Origin of the sequence: Streptomyces sp. JJ38 (assembly GCF_019303475.1) — a bacterium.
Lineage (GTDB): Bacteria > Actinomycetota > Actinomycetes > Streptomycetales > Streptomycetaceae > Streptomyces.
The window spans coordinates 93,697-110,314 of record NZ_JABLSI010000008.1 but is presented as its reverse complement, the minus strand read 5'-3'; the positions used below and the strand labels follow the sequence as shown (position 1 = coordinate 110,314).

Annotated in this window: 10 protein-coding genes; all 10 read right to left on the bottom strand. The window is 71.8% G+C overall.

Features of this window, described 5'->3' with window-relative positions; all coding sequences use genetic code 11:
- Positions 1–20: 20 nt before the first annotated feature.
- A complete protein-coding gene (gene pucD / locus HPT28_RS06235) occupies positions 21–2,360 on the bottom strand; it encodes a xanthine dehydrogenase subunit D (RefSeq protein WP_219089914.1) in 2,340 nt (779 codons plus the stop codon).
- Positions 2,361–3,016: 656 nt separating this feature from the next.
- Positions 3,017–3,979: a hypothetical protein gene (locus HPT28_RS06230; RefSeq protein ID WP_219089913.1), complete on the bottom strand. Its 963-nt coding sequence runs from the start codon at positions 3,977–3,979 to the stop codon at positions 3,017–3,019.
- A gap of 426 nt (positions 3,980–4,405) precedes the next feature.
- Positions 4,406–5,215, bottom strand: a complete 810-nt coding sequence (gene xdhC, locus HPT28_RS06225) for a xanthine dehydrogenase accessory protein XdhC (protein WP_219089912.1) — start codon at positions 5,213–5,215, stop codon at positions 4,406–4,408.
- Between the two features lies 1 nt (position 5,216).
- A complete protein-coding gene (gene xdhB / locus HPT28_RS06220; protein WP_219089911.1) occupies positions 5,217–7,658 on the bottom strand; it encodes a xanthine dehydrogenase molybdopterin binding subunit in 2,442 nt (813 codons plus the stop codon).
- Positions 7,655–9,133: a xanthine dehydrogenase small subunit gene (locus HPT28_RS06215; RefSeq protein WP_219089910.1), complete on the bottom strand. Its 1,479-nt coding sequence runs from the start codon at positions 9,131–9,133 to the stop codon at positions 7,655–7,657. Before HPT28_RS06215 ends, xdhB begins: the two co-directional genes overlap by 4 nt.
- A 445-nt stretch (positions 9,134–9,578) precedes the next feature.
- The gene (locus tag HPT28_RS06210; protein WP_219089909.1) at positions 9,579–10,517 is read right to left on the bottom strand and encodes a carbohydrate ABC transporter permease; all 939 of its coding nucleotides are present in this window, start codon (positions 10,515–10,517) and stop codon (positions 9,579–9,581) included.
- Positions 10,514–11,857: an ABC transporter permease subunit gene (locus tag HPT28_RS06205; protein WP_219089908.1), complete on the bottom strand. Its 1,344-nt coding sequence runs from the start codon at positions 11,855–11,857 to the stop codon at positions 10,514–10,516. Before HPT28_RS06205 ends, HPT28_RS06210 begins: the two co-directional genes overlap by 4 nt.
- 12 nt (positions 11,858–11,869) lie before the next feature.
- Entirely contained in the window at positions 11,870–13,222 is a 1,353-nt protein-coding gene (locus HPT28_RS06200) for an ABC transporter substrate-binding protein (RefSeq protein ID WP_219089907.1), read from the bottom strand.
- Positions 13,223–13,254: 32 nt separating this feature from the next.
- On the bottom strand, positions 13,255–14,985 hold the full coding sequence (locus tag HPT28_RS06195) for an alpha-amylase family glycosyl hydrolase (protein WP_219089906.1): 1,731 nt from the start codon (positions 14,983–14,985) through the stop codon (positions 13,255–13,257).
- Positions 14,986–15,268: 283 nt separating this feature from the next.
- Positions 15,269–16,537 (bottom strand): ABC transporter substrate-binding protein, encoded by a 1,269-nt coding sequence (locus HPT28_RS06190; protein WP_219089905.1) that lies wholly within the window; start codon positions 16,535–16,537, stop codon positions 15,269–15,271.
- Positions 16,538–16,618: the final 81 nt, after the last annotated feature.

Sequence of the window (16,618 nt, the reverse complement as noted above, 5' to 3'; positions counted from 1 at the left end):
CCCCGCGGAGATCGGCGCTGTCAGACGCCGACGATGTGTTCCGGTGAGACGGGGGTGTGGGTCAGGTTCAGCCCCGTCGCGTTGCGGATCGCGTTCACGACCGCCGGGGTGGCGGAGATGGTGGGCGGCTCGCCGACGCCGCGCACGCCGTACGGGGAGTTCGGGTCGGCGCGCTCGATCACGTCCACCGTCATCGGCGGCGTGTCGAGGATGGTCGGGATGAGGTAGTCGGTGAACGAGGCGTTGCGGATCTGGCCGTCCCGGACCTTGATCTCCTCCATGACGGCGAGGCCGAGCCCCTGGGTGGCGCCGCCGTGGATCTGCCCGACCACGGCGTCCGGGTTGATGGCCTTGCCGACGTCCTGGGCGCAGTCCAGCTGCACGACCTTGACCAGGCCCAGCTCGGTGTCCACCTCCACCACCGCGCGGTGGGCGGCGTAGGCGTGCTGGACGTGCACGCGCGGGCTCTGTCCGGTCACCGGGTCCATGGGGTACGTCCTGAGGTGGTGGTACTCCCGGGTCTCCTCGATGACGTCGTCGCCGAGGACGTCGGCGAGGTCGGCGAGGACGCCGGTGGTGGCGGAGACGACCTTGCCACCGGCGAGCGTCAGGTCGGCGGGGTCCTCGCCGAAGCGCTGGGCGACGCGCTCGAAGAGCACCTCGCGGACGGCCTCGCACGCGGTCTTGACGGCGCCGCCGGTGATGTAGGTCTGCCGGGAGGCCGAGCTGGAGCCCGCGTCGCCGACGTTGGTGTCGGTCGGGTGGACGGTCACCCGCTCCACGCCGAGCTCGGTGCGGACGATCTGCTGCTTCATGGTGATCAGGCCCTGTCCGACCTCGGCCGCCGCCGTGTGCACCATCGCGACCGCCTGGCCGCCGATGGTCTGGAGCCGCACCCGCGCCGTGGAGTAGTCGTCCACGCCCTCCGCGTAGGAGACGTTCTTGGCGATCACCGCGTAGCCGACGCCCCGGACGACGCCCTCGCCGTGCGAGGTGTTGGACAGTCCGCCCGGCAGGCCGCGGACGTCGGCCCGGCCGTCGGCGGTCCGCCAGGCGTTCTCCGGGGGCAGCGGCATGTCCTTGAGGCGCTGTAGCAGTTCGGCGATCGGCGCGGGCGAGTCCAGCACCTGACCGGTGGGCATGGTCGAGCCCTGGGAGACGGCGTTGAGCTGGCGCAGCTCCACCGGGTCCATGTCGAGCGCCCGGGCCAGCTTGTCCATCTGGGACTCGTAGGCGTAGGCGGGCTGCACGGCGCCGAGGCCGCGCATCGCGCCGCAGGGCGGGTTGTTGGTGTACAGGCCCCAGCCCTCGATCCTGACGTTGGGCACCTCGTAGGGCCCGACGCCGAGCGACGTGGCGTTGCTGACCACGACCGGGGTCTTGGAGGCGTACGCGCCGCCGTCGAAGTACATCCTGGCCCTGACGTAGACGAGCTTGCCGTCCCTGGTCGCCCCGTGCTCGTAGTACATCTTCGCCGGGTGCCGGTGCACGTGGCCGTAGAAGGACTCCTCGCGGTTGTAGACCATCTTCACCGGCTTGCCGGTGTGCAGCGCCAGCATGCAGGCGTGGATCTGCATGGACAGGTCCTCGCGGCCGCCGAAGGCGCCGCCGACGCCGGACATGGTGAAGCGCACCTTCTCGACCGGGAGCCCGAGCGCCCGTGCCGTCTGCTTCTGGTCCACGTGCAGCCACTGCGTGGCGAGGAACAGGTCGACGCCGCCGTCCTCGGCCGGGATGGCCAGGCCGGATTCCGGCCCGAGGAACGCCTGGTCCTGCATGCCCAGGGTGTACACGTCGGAGACGACGACGTCGGCCTCGGCCTCCGGGTCACCCTGGATGATCGGCTGGTACCGCACCACGTTGCCCCCGTCGTGCTCGGGGTGCAGCCGGGGCAGCGTGTCGTCGTGCGCGGCCCGCTCCGGGTCGGTGACCGGTTCGAGCACCTCGTAGTCGACCACGATCTTCGCCAGCGCCCGGCGGGCCGTCTCCGGGTGGTCGGCGGCCACGAGGGCGACCGGCTCGCCCTTGTAGCGCACGACGTCCTCGGCGAGCGCCGGCGTGTCGGCGATCTTCAGGCCGTAGACGTTCTCGCCGGGGACGTCCGCGTGGGTCAGCACCGCGTACACGCCGGGGTGCTTGACGGCCTCGGTGACGTCGATCCCGTTGATCCGCGCGTAGGGGTGCGGGCTGCGCAGCGTCCCGCCCCAGAGCATGTCCTCGGCCCACAGGTCCGAGGAGTAGGCGTACTCACCGCTCACCTTCAGCGTGCCGTCCGGGCGCAGCGGGCTGTCGCCGATCCCACCGGTGATCGAGTCGTCGAGGTCCTGCGGGGCACGGGCGGGAGAAGTCTGGTTGGTCATCAAACAACCTCCACTGTCGGGTGCTCGGGGGCCGGAGCCGGGGCCGAGTGCGTTCGGGGCGGTCGGGACGGGTTCGCCCGCTCGCGGGGCGTCCGCCCCCGTCCCGCGTCCGGGTGCCGTCGGTGGGGCGTGCCCGTGGTGGTGCGGGCCACGGTCAGACCGACTCCTCCGGCCGGGCGGCCGGTGTGCGGGGCGTCCCGGGGGTTCCCGGGCTGAGGCGCGTGGTCACGCCGTCCCCTTGAGTCCGCGGGCCTCGCCGCGGTACGACTTCCCGGCCCGGGCGGCGAGCGCCGTCTCCCGGCCGACGGGGCGGAGGAAGTCCATGTGCGGCTCTCATCGTTCGTAGCGGTGTCTTCGGTGCGAGCCGGAGGACCACAGCTCCTCGCGTGACTCGTTCACGTGCTGTTCATGTGGAATAGCGCAAGTACACCCGCCGGGCCCTGTCGAGGGTCAGTCACCGAAACCATGAAGAAGTCGGCTGGCCGGCCGAGCCCTCCCGTAGCTTCGTACGAAGGGCCGGACGCCGCCGCCCCGGCGCTTTCCGCCGAGGCGCCCGGCGGCGGCGCCGGGCGCTGACGCCGGCGGGCAAGGGGAAACCGGGCCCACACGGTCCGCGCCGACATGGACACGGAGAGCGAGAGGGCCCGGCCGCCGTGCTACCGGGCCGCTTCGGCGGGACGGAGCTGGCGCAGGTGGTCGCCGGTGTCCCAGGGGTACAGGTGCAGGTTCCAGCCCCCGAGGCAGTTGATGTAGAGGGCGAGCTGGCTGGCCACGGCCTGGAAGTCGTCGCGGTCGAGGTGGTCGAGGCAGCCGAGGAAGCGCTGGGTGAAGGCCCACAGCTTCTCCAGTCCGCAGTAGCCGAGGAACTCGGCCGGGACGCCGATCAGCAGGCGGGCCATCTGGCGGAGCGAGTCCAGGGGCATGTCCCCGACCGCGCCACGGACCAGGCCGCCGTAGGCCGCGTACCCCAGCGGGCGGGTCTCACCGTTGACGAACAGCAGGGTGGGCAGGACCGTCTCGTGGGTCCCGGCGCCCGATACGATCACGCCCCGGTGCAGGTCGCCGAGCTCGACCGGCTCCGACAGCCAGATGCGCTCGGTCTCGACGTGCACGTCGTGGATCAGCCGGTTCGCCTCCGGGTCCGCGGCGGTCAGGCACGGGACGCGGTGGCCGCCCGCCGTGCCCGCCCTGCGGACCTCCACGCGGATCTGCTTCTTCGACGCGTAGACCGCGTCCCAGATGGCCTGGCCGGCCTCCAGCAGGGCAGGCATGTCCTCCGCGCGTACCTGCCCCACCGGGGCAGCCGGCATGGGTTCGGTCAGCTCTCCGTACTTGATCCCCAGGTGCTGCAGCCCGGACAGGAACACCGTTCCGTCCGGCGCGTCCCGCCGGTCCGCGATCCGGTGAGTCGGGTGCGTGTACAGCAGCTCGTGCATCGGGGCCACGTGATACAGGTGCTCCCCCGCCACCAGCGCGTGCCCCTGAAGGCTCTGGTAGGGCAGCGACTCCCACAGCACGTCGGCCAACGCGGTGTTCCGGTCATCGATTTCCGCGGTGACCGTGATTCCCAGATCGGGCCAGGAAATCTCGACAAGCCGACCGGACAACGTCTCAGACAAAATCTTTCCTTCGTTCGGTGCGATGTCAGGAGGATCGCGGTCCCGGCCGTCGATCCGGCATCACACGAACGCTCCACGAACGTCCCAGCGGTGCGGACACAGGCGCAACTCCCCCTGTTTTGTTGCAACTTGTAAGAGGAGTACACAGCCAAACGAGCAGAACCAGCCAGGGGTGAAAGGCATGAAAACCCGGCGGGCTGAGACTGCTTCTTCGTAGGCTTCTACAAGAGCCATTGCGTCAACTGCTGTGCACTTCAGTAAAGTTGACACTCCGTCCGAACCCGAATGGGCGGAGAACCACGGCGTGTGGCGAGGACGCGGCCCACCGCCACGCCGAGAAATGTCCCGGGCGCCGATAAAAAAGGGGCTGCCCCGCTGTGTGCGAAACGCACACAGCGGGGCACCCCTGTGGATCGGCCCGGAGGGTCAGTCGTCCTCGGTCTCGAAGGTGCGCAGCAGGTCCGCGGCCACGCTCACCGCGATGGTCGCGGGTTCCTTGCCGGTGATGTCGGCCAGCCCGATCGGGGTCTTGATGCGGTCGATCGTGGCGTCGTCGTGTCCGCCCTCGGTGGCGAGGCGCTTGCGGAACCGCACCCACTTGGCGGCTGAGCCGATCAGCCCGATCGAGCCGAGGTGCTCGGTGCGCAGGGCGGCGTCGCACAGCGCGGCGTCCTCGGCATGGTCATGGGTCATGATCAGGATGTGGGTGCCGTTCGGCAGGTGCTCCAGCACCTCCTCGGGCAGCAGCGGCGTGTGGTGCACGTGCACCTGCGCCACCGCGTCCGACAGCACCTCCATCCGCTCCTCGGCGAGGATGTCGGACCGGGTGTCGATCAGATGGAGGTCGAGGTCCTGGCGTGCCAGGATCCGCGCCAGCTCCAGGCCGACGTGCCCGACGCCGAAGATCGCCACCGCTCGCACCACGGGCAGCGGTTCGAGCAGCACCGAGACGGTGCCGCCGCAGCACTGCACACCGTGCTGGTTGGTCACCTTGTCGTTCAGGGCGAACTCGATCAGTTCCGGCTCCGGTTTGGACGCGGCCATCATCTCCCGGGCCCGGTCGATCGCCACGGCCTCGACGTTGCCGCCGCCGATCGAGCCCCACGTCTCGTTCCGCCCCACGACGAGCTTGGCACCGGGGCCGCGCGGGGCGTGGCCGCGCACGGTCGCGACGGTCACCAGCACGCCGTGCTCCCGGCGTGCTCGCAACCGCGCGACCGCGGCGACCCACGGCATGTCAGGCACCGCTCAGCGCTTCGACACCGGCCGGGACCGCGCCGTCGGCGACGGCCTGTCCGTTCCCGGTGCCGCCGACGGCGGCGCCGTCACCAGCCCGAGCGCTTCCGGCGGCACCGGCCTCGCGAGCCGACTGGATCGCCCAGAACACCGCCTCGGGCGTGGCGGGCGAGGCCAGCTCGACGCCGACCCCGCTCGGCCCGAACGCGGCGGCGGCCTGCCGCAGCGCCTCGCGCACCGAGAAGGCCAGCATCAGCGGGGGCTCGCCCACCGCCTTGGACCCGTAGACCGCGCCTTCCTCCGAGGCGTTCTCCAGCAGCGTGACGTTGAACTCCTCGGGCATCTCCGAGAAGCTCGGCAGCTTGTAGGTGCTCGCGGCCTGGGTCAGCAGACGGCCCCGGTTCGGCCCGTCACTGGAGTCCCAGCGCATGTCCTCGAGGGTCAGCCAGCCCGCGCCCTGCACGAAACCGCCCTCGACCTGGCCGATGTCGATCAGCGGGGACAGGCTGTCGCCGACGTCGTGCACGATGTCCACGCGCCGGATGCGGTAGGCGCCGGTGAAACCGTCCACCTCCACCTCGGCCGCGGCGGCGCCGTGGGCGAAGTACTTGAACGGCGAGCCGCGGAACGTCTTGGCATCCCAGTGCAGCCCCTCGGTCCGGTAGTAGCCGGACGCCGAGAGCTGCACCCGCTGGAAGTAGGCGGTGCGCACGAGGTCGTCCCAGGCCAGTTCCCTGTCGCCGCCGAGACTGCGCGCGACGCCCTCGACGATCCGCACGTCGGAGGCGTTCGCCCCCAGCTGGGTGGCCGCGACCTGCAGGAGCCGCTCGCGCAGCTGCTCGCAGGCGTGCTTCACCGCCCCGCCGTTCAGGTCCGCGCCGGAACTCGCCGCGGTGGCAGAGGTGTTGGGCACCTTGTCGGTCCGCGTCGGGGCCAGCCGGACCTTGTGCAGCGGGATGCCCAGGGTGGTCGCGGCCACCTGCAGCATCTTGGTGTGCAGGCCCTGGCCCATCTCGGTGCCGCCGTGGTTGATCAGGACCGAGCCGTCCTTGTAGATCAGCACCAGCGCGCCGCCCTGGTTGAAGGCGGTGAGGTTGAACGAGATGCCGAACTTGAGGCCGGTGACCGCGATGGCCCGCTTGGTGTTCGGGTGCGCGGCGTTGAACGCCGCGATCTCGCGCTGCCGGTCGGCGAGGCCGGCCTGGTCCCGGACCTGCTCCCAGACGGCGGAGATCCGCTCCGGCTGGACGACCGGCTGCCCGTAGGGCGTCGTCTGACCCCGCTGGTAGAAGTTGCGCTCCCGCAGCTCCATCGGGTCCAGGCCGAGGGGCGCCGCGCAGCGGCCGAGGATGTCCTCGATCACCAGCATGCCCTGCGGCCCGCCGAAGCCGCGGAAGGCGGTGTTGGAGGGCTTGTTGGTCTTGGCGATACGGCCGGCGACCCGCGCGTTGGGAATCCAGTAGGTGTTGTCGATGTGGCACAGCGCCCGGGCGACCACCGGCTCGGACAGGTCCAGGCTCCAGCCGCCGTCCGCGGTCAGGGTGGCGTCCAGGGCCTGGATGCGGCCCTCGGCGTCGAAGCCGATCTTCCACTGGGCGTGGAAGCCGTGCCGCTTGCCGGACATGGTCAGGTCCTGGGTCCGGTTGAGCCGCAGCCGGACCGGTCGGCCGGTCAGCTTGGCGCCCAGCGCGGCGACGGCCGCGAACCCGTGCGGCTGCATCTCCTTGCCGCCGAAGCCGCCGCCCATCCGCAGGCACTGCACGGTCACCTCGTGGCTGTGCAGCCCGAGGACGTGGGCGACGATCTCCTGCGTCTCCGAGGGGTGCTGGGTGCTGCTCTGGACGAAGACCTGCTCGGCCTCGTCCACGTACGCCAGCGCCGCGTGCGTCTCCAGGTAGAAGTGCTCCTGGTCGGAGAACTGGAACGTGCCGGTGAACACGTGCGCGGAGTCGGCGAAGCCGGCGTCCACGTCCCCGGCCAGCATCACGGGCCGGGCGCCGTGGAAGCTGTCGGCCGCGATCGCGTCCTGCAGCGTGATCAGCGAGGGCTGCTCGTCGAGCTCGACCTCGACCGCCGCCGCACCCAGCCGGGCCGCCTCCAGCGTCTCGCCGAGCACCCAGGCGACGGCGTGGCCGTGGAACATGACCTCGTCGGGGAACAGCGGCTCGTCGTGCTTCATCCCGGCGTCGTTGACGCCGGGCACGTCGGCACCGGTCAGCACCCGGACCACACCGGGCACGGCGAGCGCGGCCTCGGTGCGCAGCGCCGTGATCCTGCCATGGGCCTTCGTGGACTGGACCGGATAGGCGTGCAGCACGTCCTTGGTGCGGGCGACCAGGTCGTCGGTGTAGAGCGCGGTCCCGGTGACGTGCAGGCCGGCGCTCTCGTGCGGCATCGAGACGCCGACGACGGGCTTCTCGGGGCGCTCGGACAGATGGCTCATGACGGCACCGCCTCGGTGGTTTGCGCGTACAGCTTCAGCAGGCTCTGGCCGAGCATCGCGGAGCGGTACTCGGCGCTGGCGCGGTGGTCGTTCATCGGCGTGCCCTCGGCCCGCAGTGCCGAGGCCGCGGCCTCGGCGGTCTCCGCCGTCCACGGCCGGCCCTCCAGGGCCGCCTCGGTGGCGAGGGCGCGGATCGGGGTGGCGGCGACGCCGCCCAGGCCGATGCGGGCCTTGCGGACGACCCCGTCCTGGACGTCGAGGGAGAAGGCGACGGCCACGCTGGAGATGTCGTCGAAGCGGCGCTTGGCGATCTTGTGGAAGGCCACGACGGGCGACAGCGGCAGCGGGAGGCGCACCGCCCGGATGAGCTCGCCGGGACGGCGCACGCTCTGCCGGTAGCCGGTGAAGTACTCCGCGAGCGGGACCTCGCGCTCACCGTCGGCGTCGGCGAGCACCAGCGACGCCTCCAGGGCGAGCAGGGCCGGCGGGCTGTCGCCGATGGGCGAGCCCGTCCCCAGGTTTCCGCCGAGGGTCGCGCCGTTGCGGATGAGGCGGGACGCGAACTGCGGGAACACCTCGGCCAGCAGCGGGACGGCGCCGTCGAGGCGACGCTCGATCTCGGTGAGCGTCAGCGCCGCGCCGATCTCGATGACGTCGGACTCGACGCGGAGTTCGCGCAGTTCGGGCAGCTGGTCGACGGCGACCACGCAGTCCGCGCGCCGGGAGCGGATGTTCACCTCCACGCCCCAGTCGGTGGAACCGGCGACCACCACCGCGTCGGGCCGCTCGCGCAGCAGGTGGAGCGTCTCGGCCAGGGTGCTCCTGCGGACGAACGCGCTGTCGTCCTGGGCGTACTCGGTCGCGACGGGAGCGGGCGGAGCCTGCTCGCGACGCCGCGCCAGCGGGTCCTCGTCGGTGGGCGTGCCGACGGCGAACGCCGCGTCCCGGATCGGGCGGTAGCCGGTGCAGCGGCACAGGTTGCCGCTCAGCGCGTGCAGGTCGAAACCGTTCGGACCGTGCTCGGCGTCGGCGCCGTCGTGGGAGGCGCCGTCCTCGCCTCCCGCGTGCGCGCAGCGGTCGGGCCGGTAGTACTCGGCGGCCATGCTGCAGACGAATCCGGGCGTGCAGTAGCCGCACTGGGAGCCGCCGCGGGCCGCCATCTCCTCCTGCACCGGGTGCAGGGCGGGCGCCGTCCCGGGCTCACCGGCGGTGGCGAGCCCCTCGGAGGTCACGACCTCCTGGCCGTCGAGCGCCGCGACCGGCACCAGGCAGGCGTTGACCGCCACCCAGTCGGTGGGCTTGTTCACCCCGGGGCGGGCCACCAGGACCGAACAGGCGCCGCACTCACCCTCGGCGCAGCCCTCCTTGGTTCCGGTGAGGCCGCGCTCACGCAGGAAGTCCAGCACCGTGGTGTGGGGTGCGGCCGGTGAAATCGGGGCTTCTTGTCCGTTGACCGTGACGCGCGCCGCTACCATGACAGGCCTTCGTTTCGGTGCGTGATCGATCGATTCATTGTGTTCGCCAATTTCAGGCAGCTTTCTATGTTCGGACGCGCGCGCCACGGGAGCGGGGCGGATTCACGACGGCACGCAGGAGCGGCGTGCCGGGAGAGAAAGTGCGGGGAAAACCCGAGAAGTGCCACGAACGGGCACAGCGGAACGGCGTGCTAGCAGCCGTGGGCGATGCGACCCGGAACCCAGACGGTGCACTGGGCGAGGCGACCGAGATCAGAGCTGGTGTTCATCCGCTGGTCGCCTCCTTTCCGTGGTGATGGGTCGACGCCTACCGCAAAATAGTGGCCGGGGTCACCGAGGTCAAGGGGTGGACCTCGGCGTCTCGCGGGCCGAACGGATACCGGGGCGCGCGACGCGAGCCGCCGCCCGAGGGGTCGGGCGGCGGCTCGCGTCGCGGCGCGGAGAGTCACTTCACCGAGCCGGCCATGACCCCCTGGACGAAGTGGCGCTGGAAGGCGAAGAAGACGGCCACCGGCACGATCAGGGACAGGAAGGCGCCGGGCGCCAGCACCCCGATGTTGCTGCCGAACTGCCGCATCTCCGACTGGAGGGCCACCGTCAGCGGCTGGGCCGAGGCGTTGGCGAACAGCAGGGCCACGAGCATGTCGTTCCACACCCACAGGAACTGGAAGATGGCCAGGCTGGCCAGCGCGGGGCGGCCGAGCGGCAGGACCAGCTGGACGAAGATCCGCCACTCGCCGCCGCCGTCCATCCGGGCGGCCTCCAGCATCTCCTTCGGGATCTCCGCGAAGTAGTTGCGCAGCAGGAAGACGGCGAACGGCAGCCCGTAGGCGACGTGGAAGAGGACGACGCCGGGAATCGTGCCGAAGAGGCCGAGCTCGCCGAAGAGTTCGGCCACGGGCAGCAGGCCGATCTGCACCGGCACCACCAGCAGGGCGACCACCAGCAGGAAGATGGCGTCGCGGCCGGGGAACTCCAGCCAGGCGAAGGCGTATCCGGCGAGTGCGGCGAGGGTGACGACGAGCAGCGTGGCCGGCACCGAGATCAGCACCGTGTTCCAGAAGGACTGGACGATGCCCGAGTCCTCCAGCAGGGCGCTGTAGTTGTCGAAGGAGAGCTGGGCGGGCTCGGTCAGCGCCGTCCACCAGCCGCTGGAGGCGTTGTCGGACTCCTCGCGCAGCGAGGCGAACAGCAGTCCGGCCAGCGGGGTGATCCAGATCAGGGCGACGAGGGCGAGCAGCGCCTGCACGAGCCCGCTCCTGAGCCAGGAGGTGAGCCGGGCCACCGGGCCCCCGCGTGGGGAGCGTGCGCCCGTCGGTGCCGGGGACAGGCCGCGGGCGGGCGGGCCCCCGGGGCTCCGCTCCAGCGTGTCGTGCGTGCTCATGACTGGCTCCTGCGGAAGCGTCGGACGTTGAAGACCATGGCGGGCACGACGAGGGCCAGCAGCAGGACCGCGAGCGCGCTGCCGAGCCCCTGGTTGTTGCCGCCGCCGAAGGACACCAGCCACATCTGTGTGGCCAGCACGTTCGCCTCCTCCTGCACGGGTCCGGGCGCGATGATGTAGACGAGGTCGAAGACCTTCATCACGTTGATCACGAGCGTCACGAACACCACGGTCAGCACAGGGGCGAGCAGGGGCACCGTGATGCGGCGGAAGATCTGCCACTCGTTCGCGCCGTCGATGCGGGCCGCCTCCAGGGTCTCCCGGGGGAGGGTGGCGAGCCCGGCGCCGATGAGGACCATGGCGAAGCCGGTCCAGATCCACAGGTAGGCGCCGATGATGGCGGGGGTGACGAGCGTCGGGCCGAGCCAGGAGACGCCGCCGTAGGGTTCGGCGAAGTTCTCCCGCGGCAGCCGTAGCGTGTAGGAGCCGGGTTCCAGGCCGCTGAGGGCGAAGGTGCCGTCGGCCGCGGTCGTGGTCCGCGCGGCGACGGAGCCGCCGCCGTCGACGGCCTCGACCGCCATCCCGGGCAGCCCGCTCTCGCCCTCGTCGAGCCGGCCCGCCTCGCCGCCGCCGCCGCGGACGAAGTCCAGGTGGACGACGCCGCGCAGCTCGTCGTCCACCGGAGTGGCGGAGGCGGCCGGCTCGGCGTCCTCGGGCAGGTCCTGGGGGGCGACGCCGACGAGGCCGAGCGTCACGGTGTCGCCGGGGCCGGCCGCCGCGCTGGTGACGTACGAGCCGTCGTCGCCCTTCTCGACCCCGTGCCCGTCGCGGGCGCGGGCCGTGGGGTACGGCGAGGGGTCGGAGAACGTGTCGTGGACGCCGACGACGGCGGCGTTGAGCACGCCGCGCTCCGGGTCCTGCTCGTAGGCGAGCCGGAAGATGATCCCTGCGGCCAGGAAGGACACGGCCATCGGCAGGAACAGCAGCAGCTTGAACGCGGTGGCCCAGCGGATCTTCTCGGTGAGCACGGCCAGGACGAGGCCGAGGCCGGTCAGGAGCGCCGGGGCGACGACGACCCAGATGGTGCTGTTGCGGATGGCTTTCAGGGTCGTGGGGTCGGCGAACATCTCGGTGTAGTTGTCCACGCCGACGAACTCCGAGCCCGAGGCGTCGAACAGACTGCGGCCGACGGAGTAGATCACCGGGTAGACGACGAGGGCGCCGAGCAGCAGCAGCGCGGGCAGGACGAACAGCCACGCGACGGTGCGACGGCGCCGCTGGGCCCGGCGCCGCGGGGAGGCGGCGCCGGGGGCGGTGGTGCGCTGGACGGGAGCGGACACGGTCGGGCGGCCTCAGTCCGCGAAGGCGGCGGCCGCTGCCTTCTCCAGCTCGGCGGCCGTGGCCTTCGGGTCGGAGGGGTCGCGCAGGAAGTCCTGGAGGATCTTCCACTCGCCCTTGCCGACCGTGCCGCCGAACGCCGCGGGCGCCTGGTCTGACATGTCGAACCGCACCGAGTCCCCGGCCTCGATCAGCGACTGGGCGGTCTGCCGGGTGAGGTCGTCCTTGTAGGAGGAGAGGTCCAGCTCCCTGTTCGGGGAGATGTAGCCGCCCGCCTCGGCCCACACGGCGGCCGCGTCCGGGCTCGCCAGGAACTCCAGCAGGGCCATGGCGGCCTCCTGCTCGCCGCCGTCCTTGAGCACGACGGCCGCGTCGCCGCCGCTGACCACGGGCGCCTCGCCGCCGTCCACCGCCGGGAACGGGAAGAAGTCGGCGTCCTCACCGAGCGTCTTGCCGTGGTCGCCGGTGACCAGCCCGCCGACGAAGTCGCCCTCGTAGACCATGCCCGCCTTCGGCTCGGGGCCGAAGACCTTCTGCACGGAGGTGGGGAAGTCGGTGCGCAGGGCACCCTGGGCGCCGTCGGCGAGGAGGTCGTCGTCGGAGAAGAGCTCGCCGAGCGTGGTGAGCGCGTCGACGACGCTCTGGTCCGTCCACGGCAGCGTGTGCTCCGCCAGCTGGTCGTACTTCTGCGGGCCCGCCTGGGAGAGGTAGACGTTCTCGAACCAGTCGGTGAGGGTCCAGCCGTCCTGCCCGGCCACGGCGAAGGCGGGCAGCCCGGAGTCGGACACCGTCCCGGCGGTCTCCATCAGCTGCGCGTAGGTCGTCGGCGGCTCGACCCCGGCCTGGTCGAAGGCGTCCGGGCTGTACCAGACGAGCGACTTGTGGGCGGCCTTGAAGTACACGCCGTAGTAGTCGCCGTCGACCGTGCCGTACTCCTTCCAGACGTTGGCGAAGTTCCGCGTGGCCGCCTGCTCGACGTCCGAGGACAGCGGCGTCAGCCAGCCCTCTTCGGCGAACTGCTGCAGGACGCCGACCTGCGGCACCATGACGACCTCGGGGGCGTCACCGCCCTTGATCTTGCTGCCGATGACCGTGGAGACGTTGTCGCCGGTGGCCAGGTACTCGGTCTTGACCCCGGTCTCGTCGGTGAAGGCGTCCAGCACCCGCTGGAAGTTCTCCTCCTCCGTGCCGGTCCACACGCCCGCGACGGTGATCGTCTTGCCGCTGAGTCCGCCGTCCGAGGCCGGGCCCGTGACGTCGTCGCCGTCACCGCACCCGGCGGCGGTGAGGGCGAGCGTCAGCGCGGCCGCGGAGGCTACCGCGGTGCGACGGGCCCGGCGGGCGGGGCGGTGCGTGGTGTGTCTCATCTCTGGTGTCCCTTCTGGGGGTTCAGCGGGGTTCAGCGGGGTTCGGGAAGGTCGGCCGCCGCCTCGGCCGGCGAACCGGCCGGGGCTTCGGGGATCGGGTCGCCCATGTACCAGGCGGCGGTCGAGCCCGGCAGGACGCCGTCGTGACACGGGCCGCTGGCCAGCAACGGAGCGTGGGGAACGGGCGAGGGCACCGGCTCGGTAAGGAAGTTGACGGCGCAGACGAGCCCGTCGCCGCGGACGAAGGCCAGCACGCCCGGCGGCGTCTCCAGCCAGCGCAGGGAGCCCTCACCCAACTGCGGCAGGCTGCGCCGCAGGTGGAGGCCGTCGCGGTAGAGGTGCCACGACGAGCGGGTGTCGGCGACGGCGCGGTCGGTGGCGTGCTCGGCGAAGTAGGCGGGCTGCGGCAGCCACGGGCGGGCGGCGGCGCCGGGAACGGCGGCCGTGAAGCCGAAGGGCGAGGCGTGTCCGCTCCACGGCAGCGGCACCCGGCAGCCGTCCCTCACCCGCGCGCGGCTGCCGGTGCGGCGGAAGATGGGATCGGTGAGGACGTCGTCCGGCAGGTCCACGACCTCGGGCAGGCCCAGTTCCTCGCCCTGGTAGACGTAGGCGGCTCCCGGGAGCGCCAGCATGAGCAGGGCGGCGGCGCGGGCGCGGGCCGCGCCGAGGGTGCCGCCCTCGGCGCCGCCGCCCGCGTACCGGGTCACGGTGCGCACCTGGTCGTGGTTGTTGAGCACCCAGGTGACGGTCGACCCGGTGCCGGCGATGTCCCGCATGGCCTCGTCGATCGTGCGGTGGAACGCCTCGGCGTCCCAGGGCGCGCTCAGCAGGTCGAAGAAGAACGCCTGGTGCAGTTCGTCGGGCCGGACGTAGCGGGCGTGCTCCCGGGCGGTCGGTACGGAGACCTCGCCGACCAGAAGCCGCTCCCGGCCGTCGCGGGCGGCGTACTCGTCGCACACCGCCCGCCACGCGCGCCAGACCTGGTGGACCTCCTCCTGGTTCCAGGCCAGCGGGTTGACCGAGTCGCGGGCGCGCTCGTCGGCGGCCGGGTCGGGCGAGTCGGGCAGTTCGGGGTGCTTGTAGAGGCCCGCGGCGACGTCGATGCGGAAGCCGTCGACGCCCCGGTCCAGCCAGAACCGCAGGGTCCCGTCGAAGTCCTCGGCGACTTCGGGGTTCCGCCAGTTCCAGTCGGGCTGTTCGGGCGTGAAGAGGTGCAGGTACCACTGGCCGGGCGTGCCGTCGGGCTCGGTGACGCGGGTCCAGGCCGGGCCGCCGAACATGGCGCGCCAGTTGTTGGGCGGTTCGCCGCCGTCCGGTCCGCGGCCGTCGGCGAAGTGGAACCGGGCGCGGGCGGCGCTGCCGGGCCCGGCGGCCAGGGCGTCGCGGAAGTGCGGGTGCTCGACGGAGCAGTGGTTGGGGACGATGTCCAGGAGGACCCGGACGCCGAGGCGGTGGGCGTCGGTGACCAGCCGGTCGAACTCGCCGAGGTCGCCGTAGACGGGGTCGACGTCGCGGTAGTCGGCGACGTCGTAGCCGTGGTCGTGCTGCGGTGAGGGATAGAAGGGGCTGAGCCAGATGCCGTCCACCCCGAGCTTCTTGAGGTAGGGCAGCCCCGAACGGACGCCGGCGAGGTCCCCGATGCCGTCGCCGGTGCTGTCCAGAAAGCTCCGGACGTAGACCTGGTAGATCACGGCGTCGCGCCACCAGTGGCGTCGCCGTTCCAGGTGGAGGAGAGAGCCGTCTCCGGCCGTTGCTGTGAGCATGCCCCGCTGACCTCGACTTGTGTGCGCTGTGCGGTCCGTGGCGACAGACGGCTGGCCGATGCTTGCCGTGTGTGCGCCTCCGTTATGCATGCATGTTAAGTAGCGGCGACGCAGAGGTGTCAACGCATTACCCGCAGGTATCGTGCGAAAGCCCAGCTCGCGAGGAGGGATCGTGACCCGCCTGTGATGCGGGCTTACTTAACAAGTAACTAGAGCTGTGCGGTGGGCGCCTGGAATCGGCCGGCCGGAGCAGACCACCGGGCCCGGCGCCGGTCTCCCATGCTCAGCCCGCGTCGGCGATCCGGGCCAGCTCCCGCCCGAGCCGGGCGACGGCGTCCTCCGGCGTCTGCCGCAGGGCCAGCGCGTCGTGCACGACGGCCTGCACGGCCAGGCTGACCTGGTCGTACCGGGCGCTCTTGGGCCGGGGTTCGGCGGCCAGCACGCTCTCCCGCAGCGCCGGCAGATAGGGGTGCTCGCGCACCAGCTCCGGGTCGGCGTACAGGCCGGCGCGCACCGGGGGCAGCGAGCCGTCCGTCAGCACGCGGCGCTGCACCGGCTCGCTCGTGAGGTAGGCGATCAGATCCGCCGCCGAGTCCGGATGGCGGGAGTGACTGGAGACGGCGAGGTTGGAACCGCCCAGCACGCTCGTGCCCGGCCCGTCCAGCCCCGGCAGCGGCACGGTGCCGAACTTCCCGGCCACCTCCGAGCCGGGCGCACCGGCGAGCCCGTGCACGTAGGGCCAGTTGCGCAGGAAGAGCAGCTCCCCGTGCTGGAACGCCAGCCGGGACTCCTCCTCCTTGTACGTGAGGGCCTCCCGCGGTATCCAGCCGTCCCGCACCCCGTCGACCAGGAACGTCAGCCCCTTCGCGGCGGCGGCCGAGTCGACGGTCACCCGCGTGCCCTCGTCGTCCAGGAACGAGCCGCCCGCGGACCGGACGACCTCCACCGCGTTCGCCGTCAGCCCCTCGTACGGCAGGAACTGGCCCGCGTAGCCCTCCAGCCCGTACTCGGGTGCGATCGTCCTCGCCTGCCGCTCCAGCTCGGCCCAGGTGCGCGGCGGCTCCTCGCCCTCCCGGTCCAGGACGTCCTTGCGGTAGTAGAGCAGCCCCGCGTTCGTCACGTACGGGACGGCGTACAGCTCGCCGCCGAACGTCGCGGTGTCCACGACCGGCGCGAGGAAGGACTTCAGCGGGAAGTCGTCGCGGTTCAGCGGGGTGATCCAGCCCGCCGCGGCGAACTCCGACGTCCAGGCGACGTCGATGTTGAGCACGTCGAACCGCTCGCTGCCCGAGCGCAGCTCGGTGATCATCTGGGCCCGCGTCTCGTCCGCCGAGTCCGGCAGCTCGACGAGGGTGACCTCTTCCCCGGGGTGCGTGCGGTTCCAGCCGTCGAGAAGGGGCCCGAGGTACTCGGTGAGATCACCGGCCGTCGCGAGGGTCATCGGACCGCGCTCGTCGTCCCCGCTCAGGGACGGGGCTCCACATCCGGCGTAGGCCGCCAGCAGCACGGCACCGGCCAGCAGCCCCCTGCCCGCGGCACGCTTCCACCGCATCGGTCCTCCCGGCCACCGGCTCTCTCGCACGGCCTTCCCGCCCCTGTATACCTGTTAGGCATACGCGATACTAGAGGTGCA

What these genes read in the sequence shown, in the direction of transcription:
- pucD (WP_219089914.1), bottom strand. Translation starts at nt 2,360, where the DNA reads ATGACCAACCAGACTTCTCCCGCCCGTGCCCCGCAGGACCTCGACGAC.
- xdhC (WP_219089912.1), bottom strand. Translation starts at nt 5,215, where the DNA reads ATGCCGTGGGTCGCCGCGGTCGCGCGGTTGCGAGCACGCCGGGAGCAC.
- xdhB (WP_219089911.1), bottom strand. Translation starts at nt 7,658, where the DNA reads ATGAGCCATCTGTCCGAGCGCCCCGAGAAGCCCGTCGTCGGCGTCTCG.
- HPT28_RS06215 (WP_219089910.1), bottom strand. Translation starts at nt 9,133, where the DNA reads ATGGTAGCGGCGCGCGTCACGGTCAACGGACAAGAAGCCCCGATTTCA.
- HPT28_RS06210 (WP_219089909.1), bottom strand. Translation starts at nt 10,517, where the DNA reads ATGAGCACGCACGACACGCTGGAGCGGAGCCCCGGGGGCCCGCCCGCC.
- HPT28_RS06200 (WP_219089907.1), bottom strand. Translation starts at nt 13,222, where the DNA reads ATGAGACACACCACGCACCGCCCCGCCCGCCGGGCCCGTCGCACCGCG.
- HPT28_RS06195 (WP_219089906.1), bottom strand. Translation starts at nt 14,985, where the DNA reads ATGCTCACAGCAACGGCCGGAGACGGCTCTCTCCTCCACCTGGAACGG.
- HPT28_RS06190 (WP_219089905.1), bottom strand. Translation starts at nt 16,537, where the DNA reads ATGCGGTGGAAGCGTGCCGCGGGCAGGGGGCTGCTGGCCGGTGCCGTG.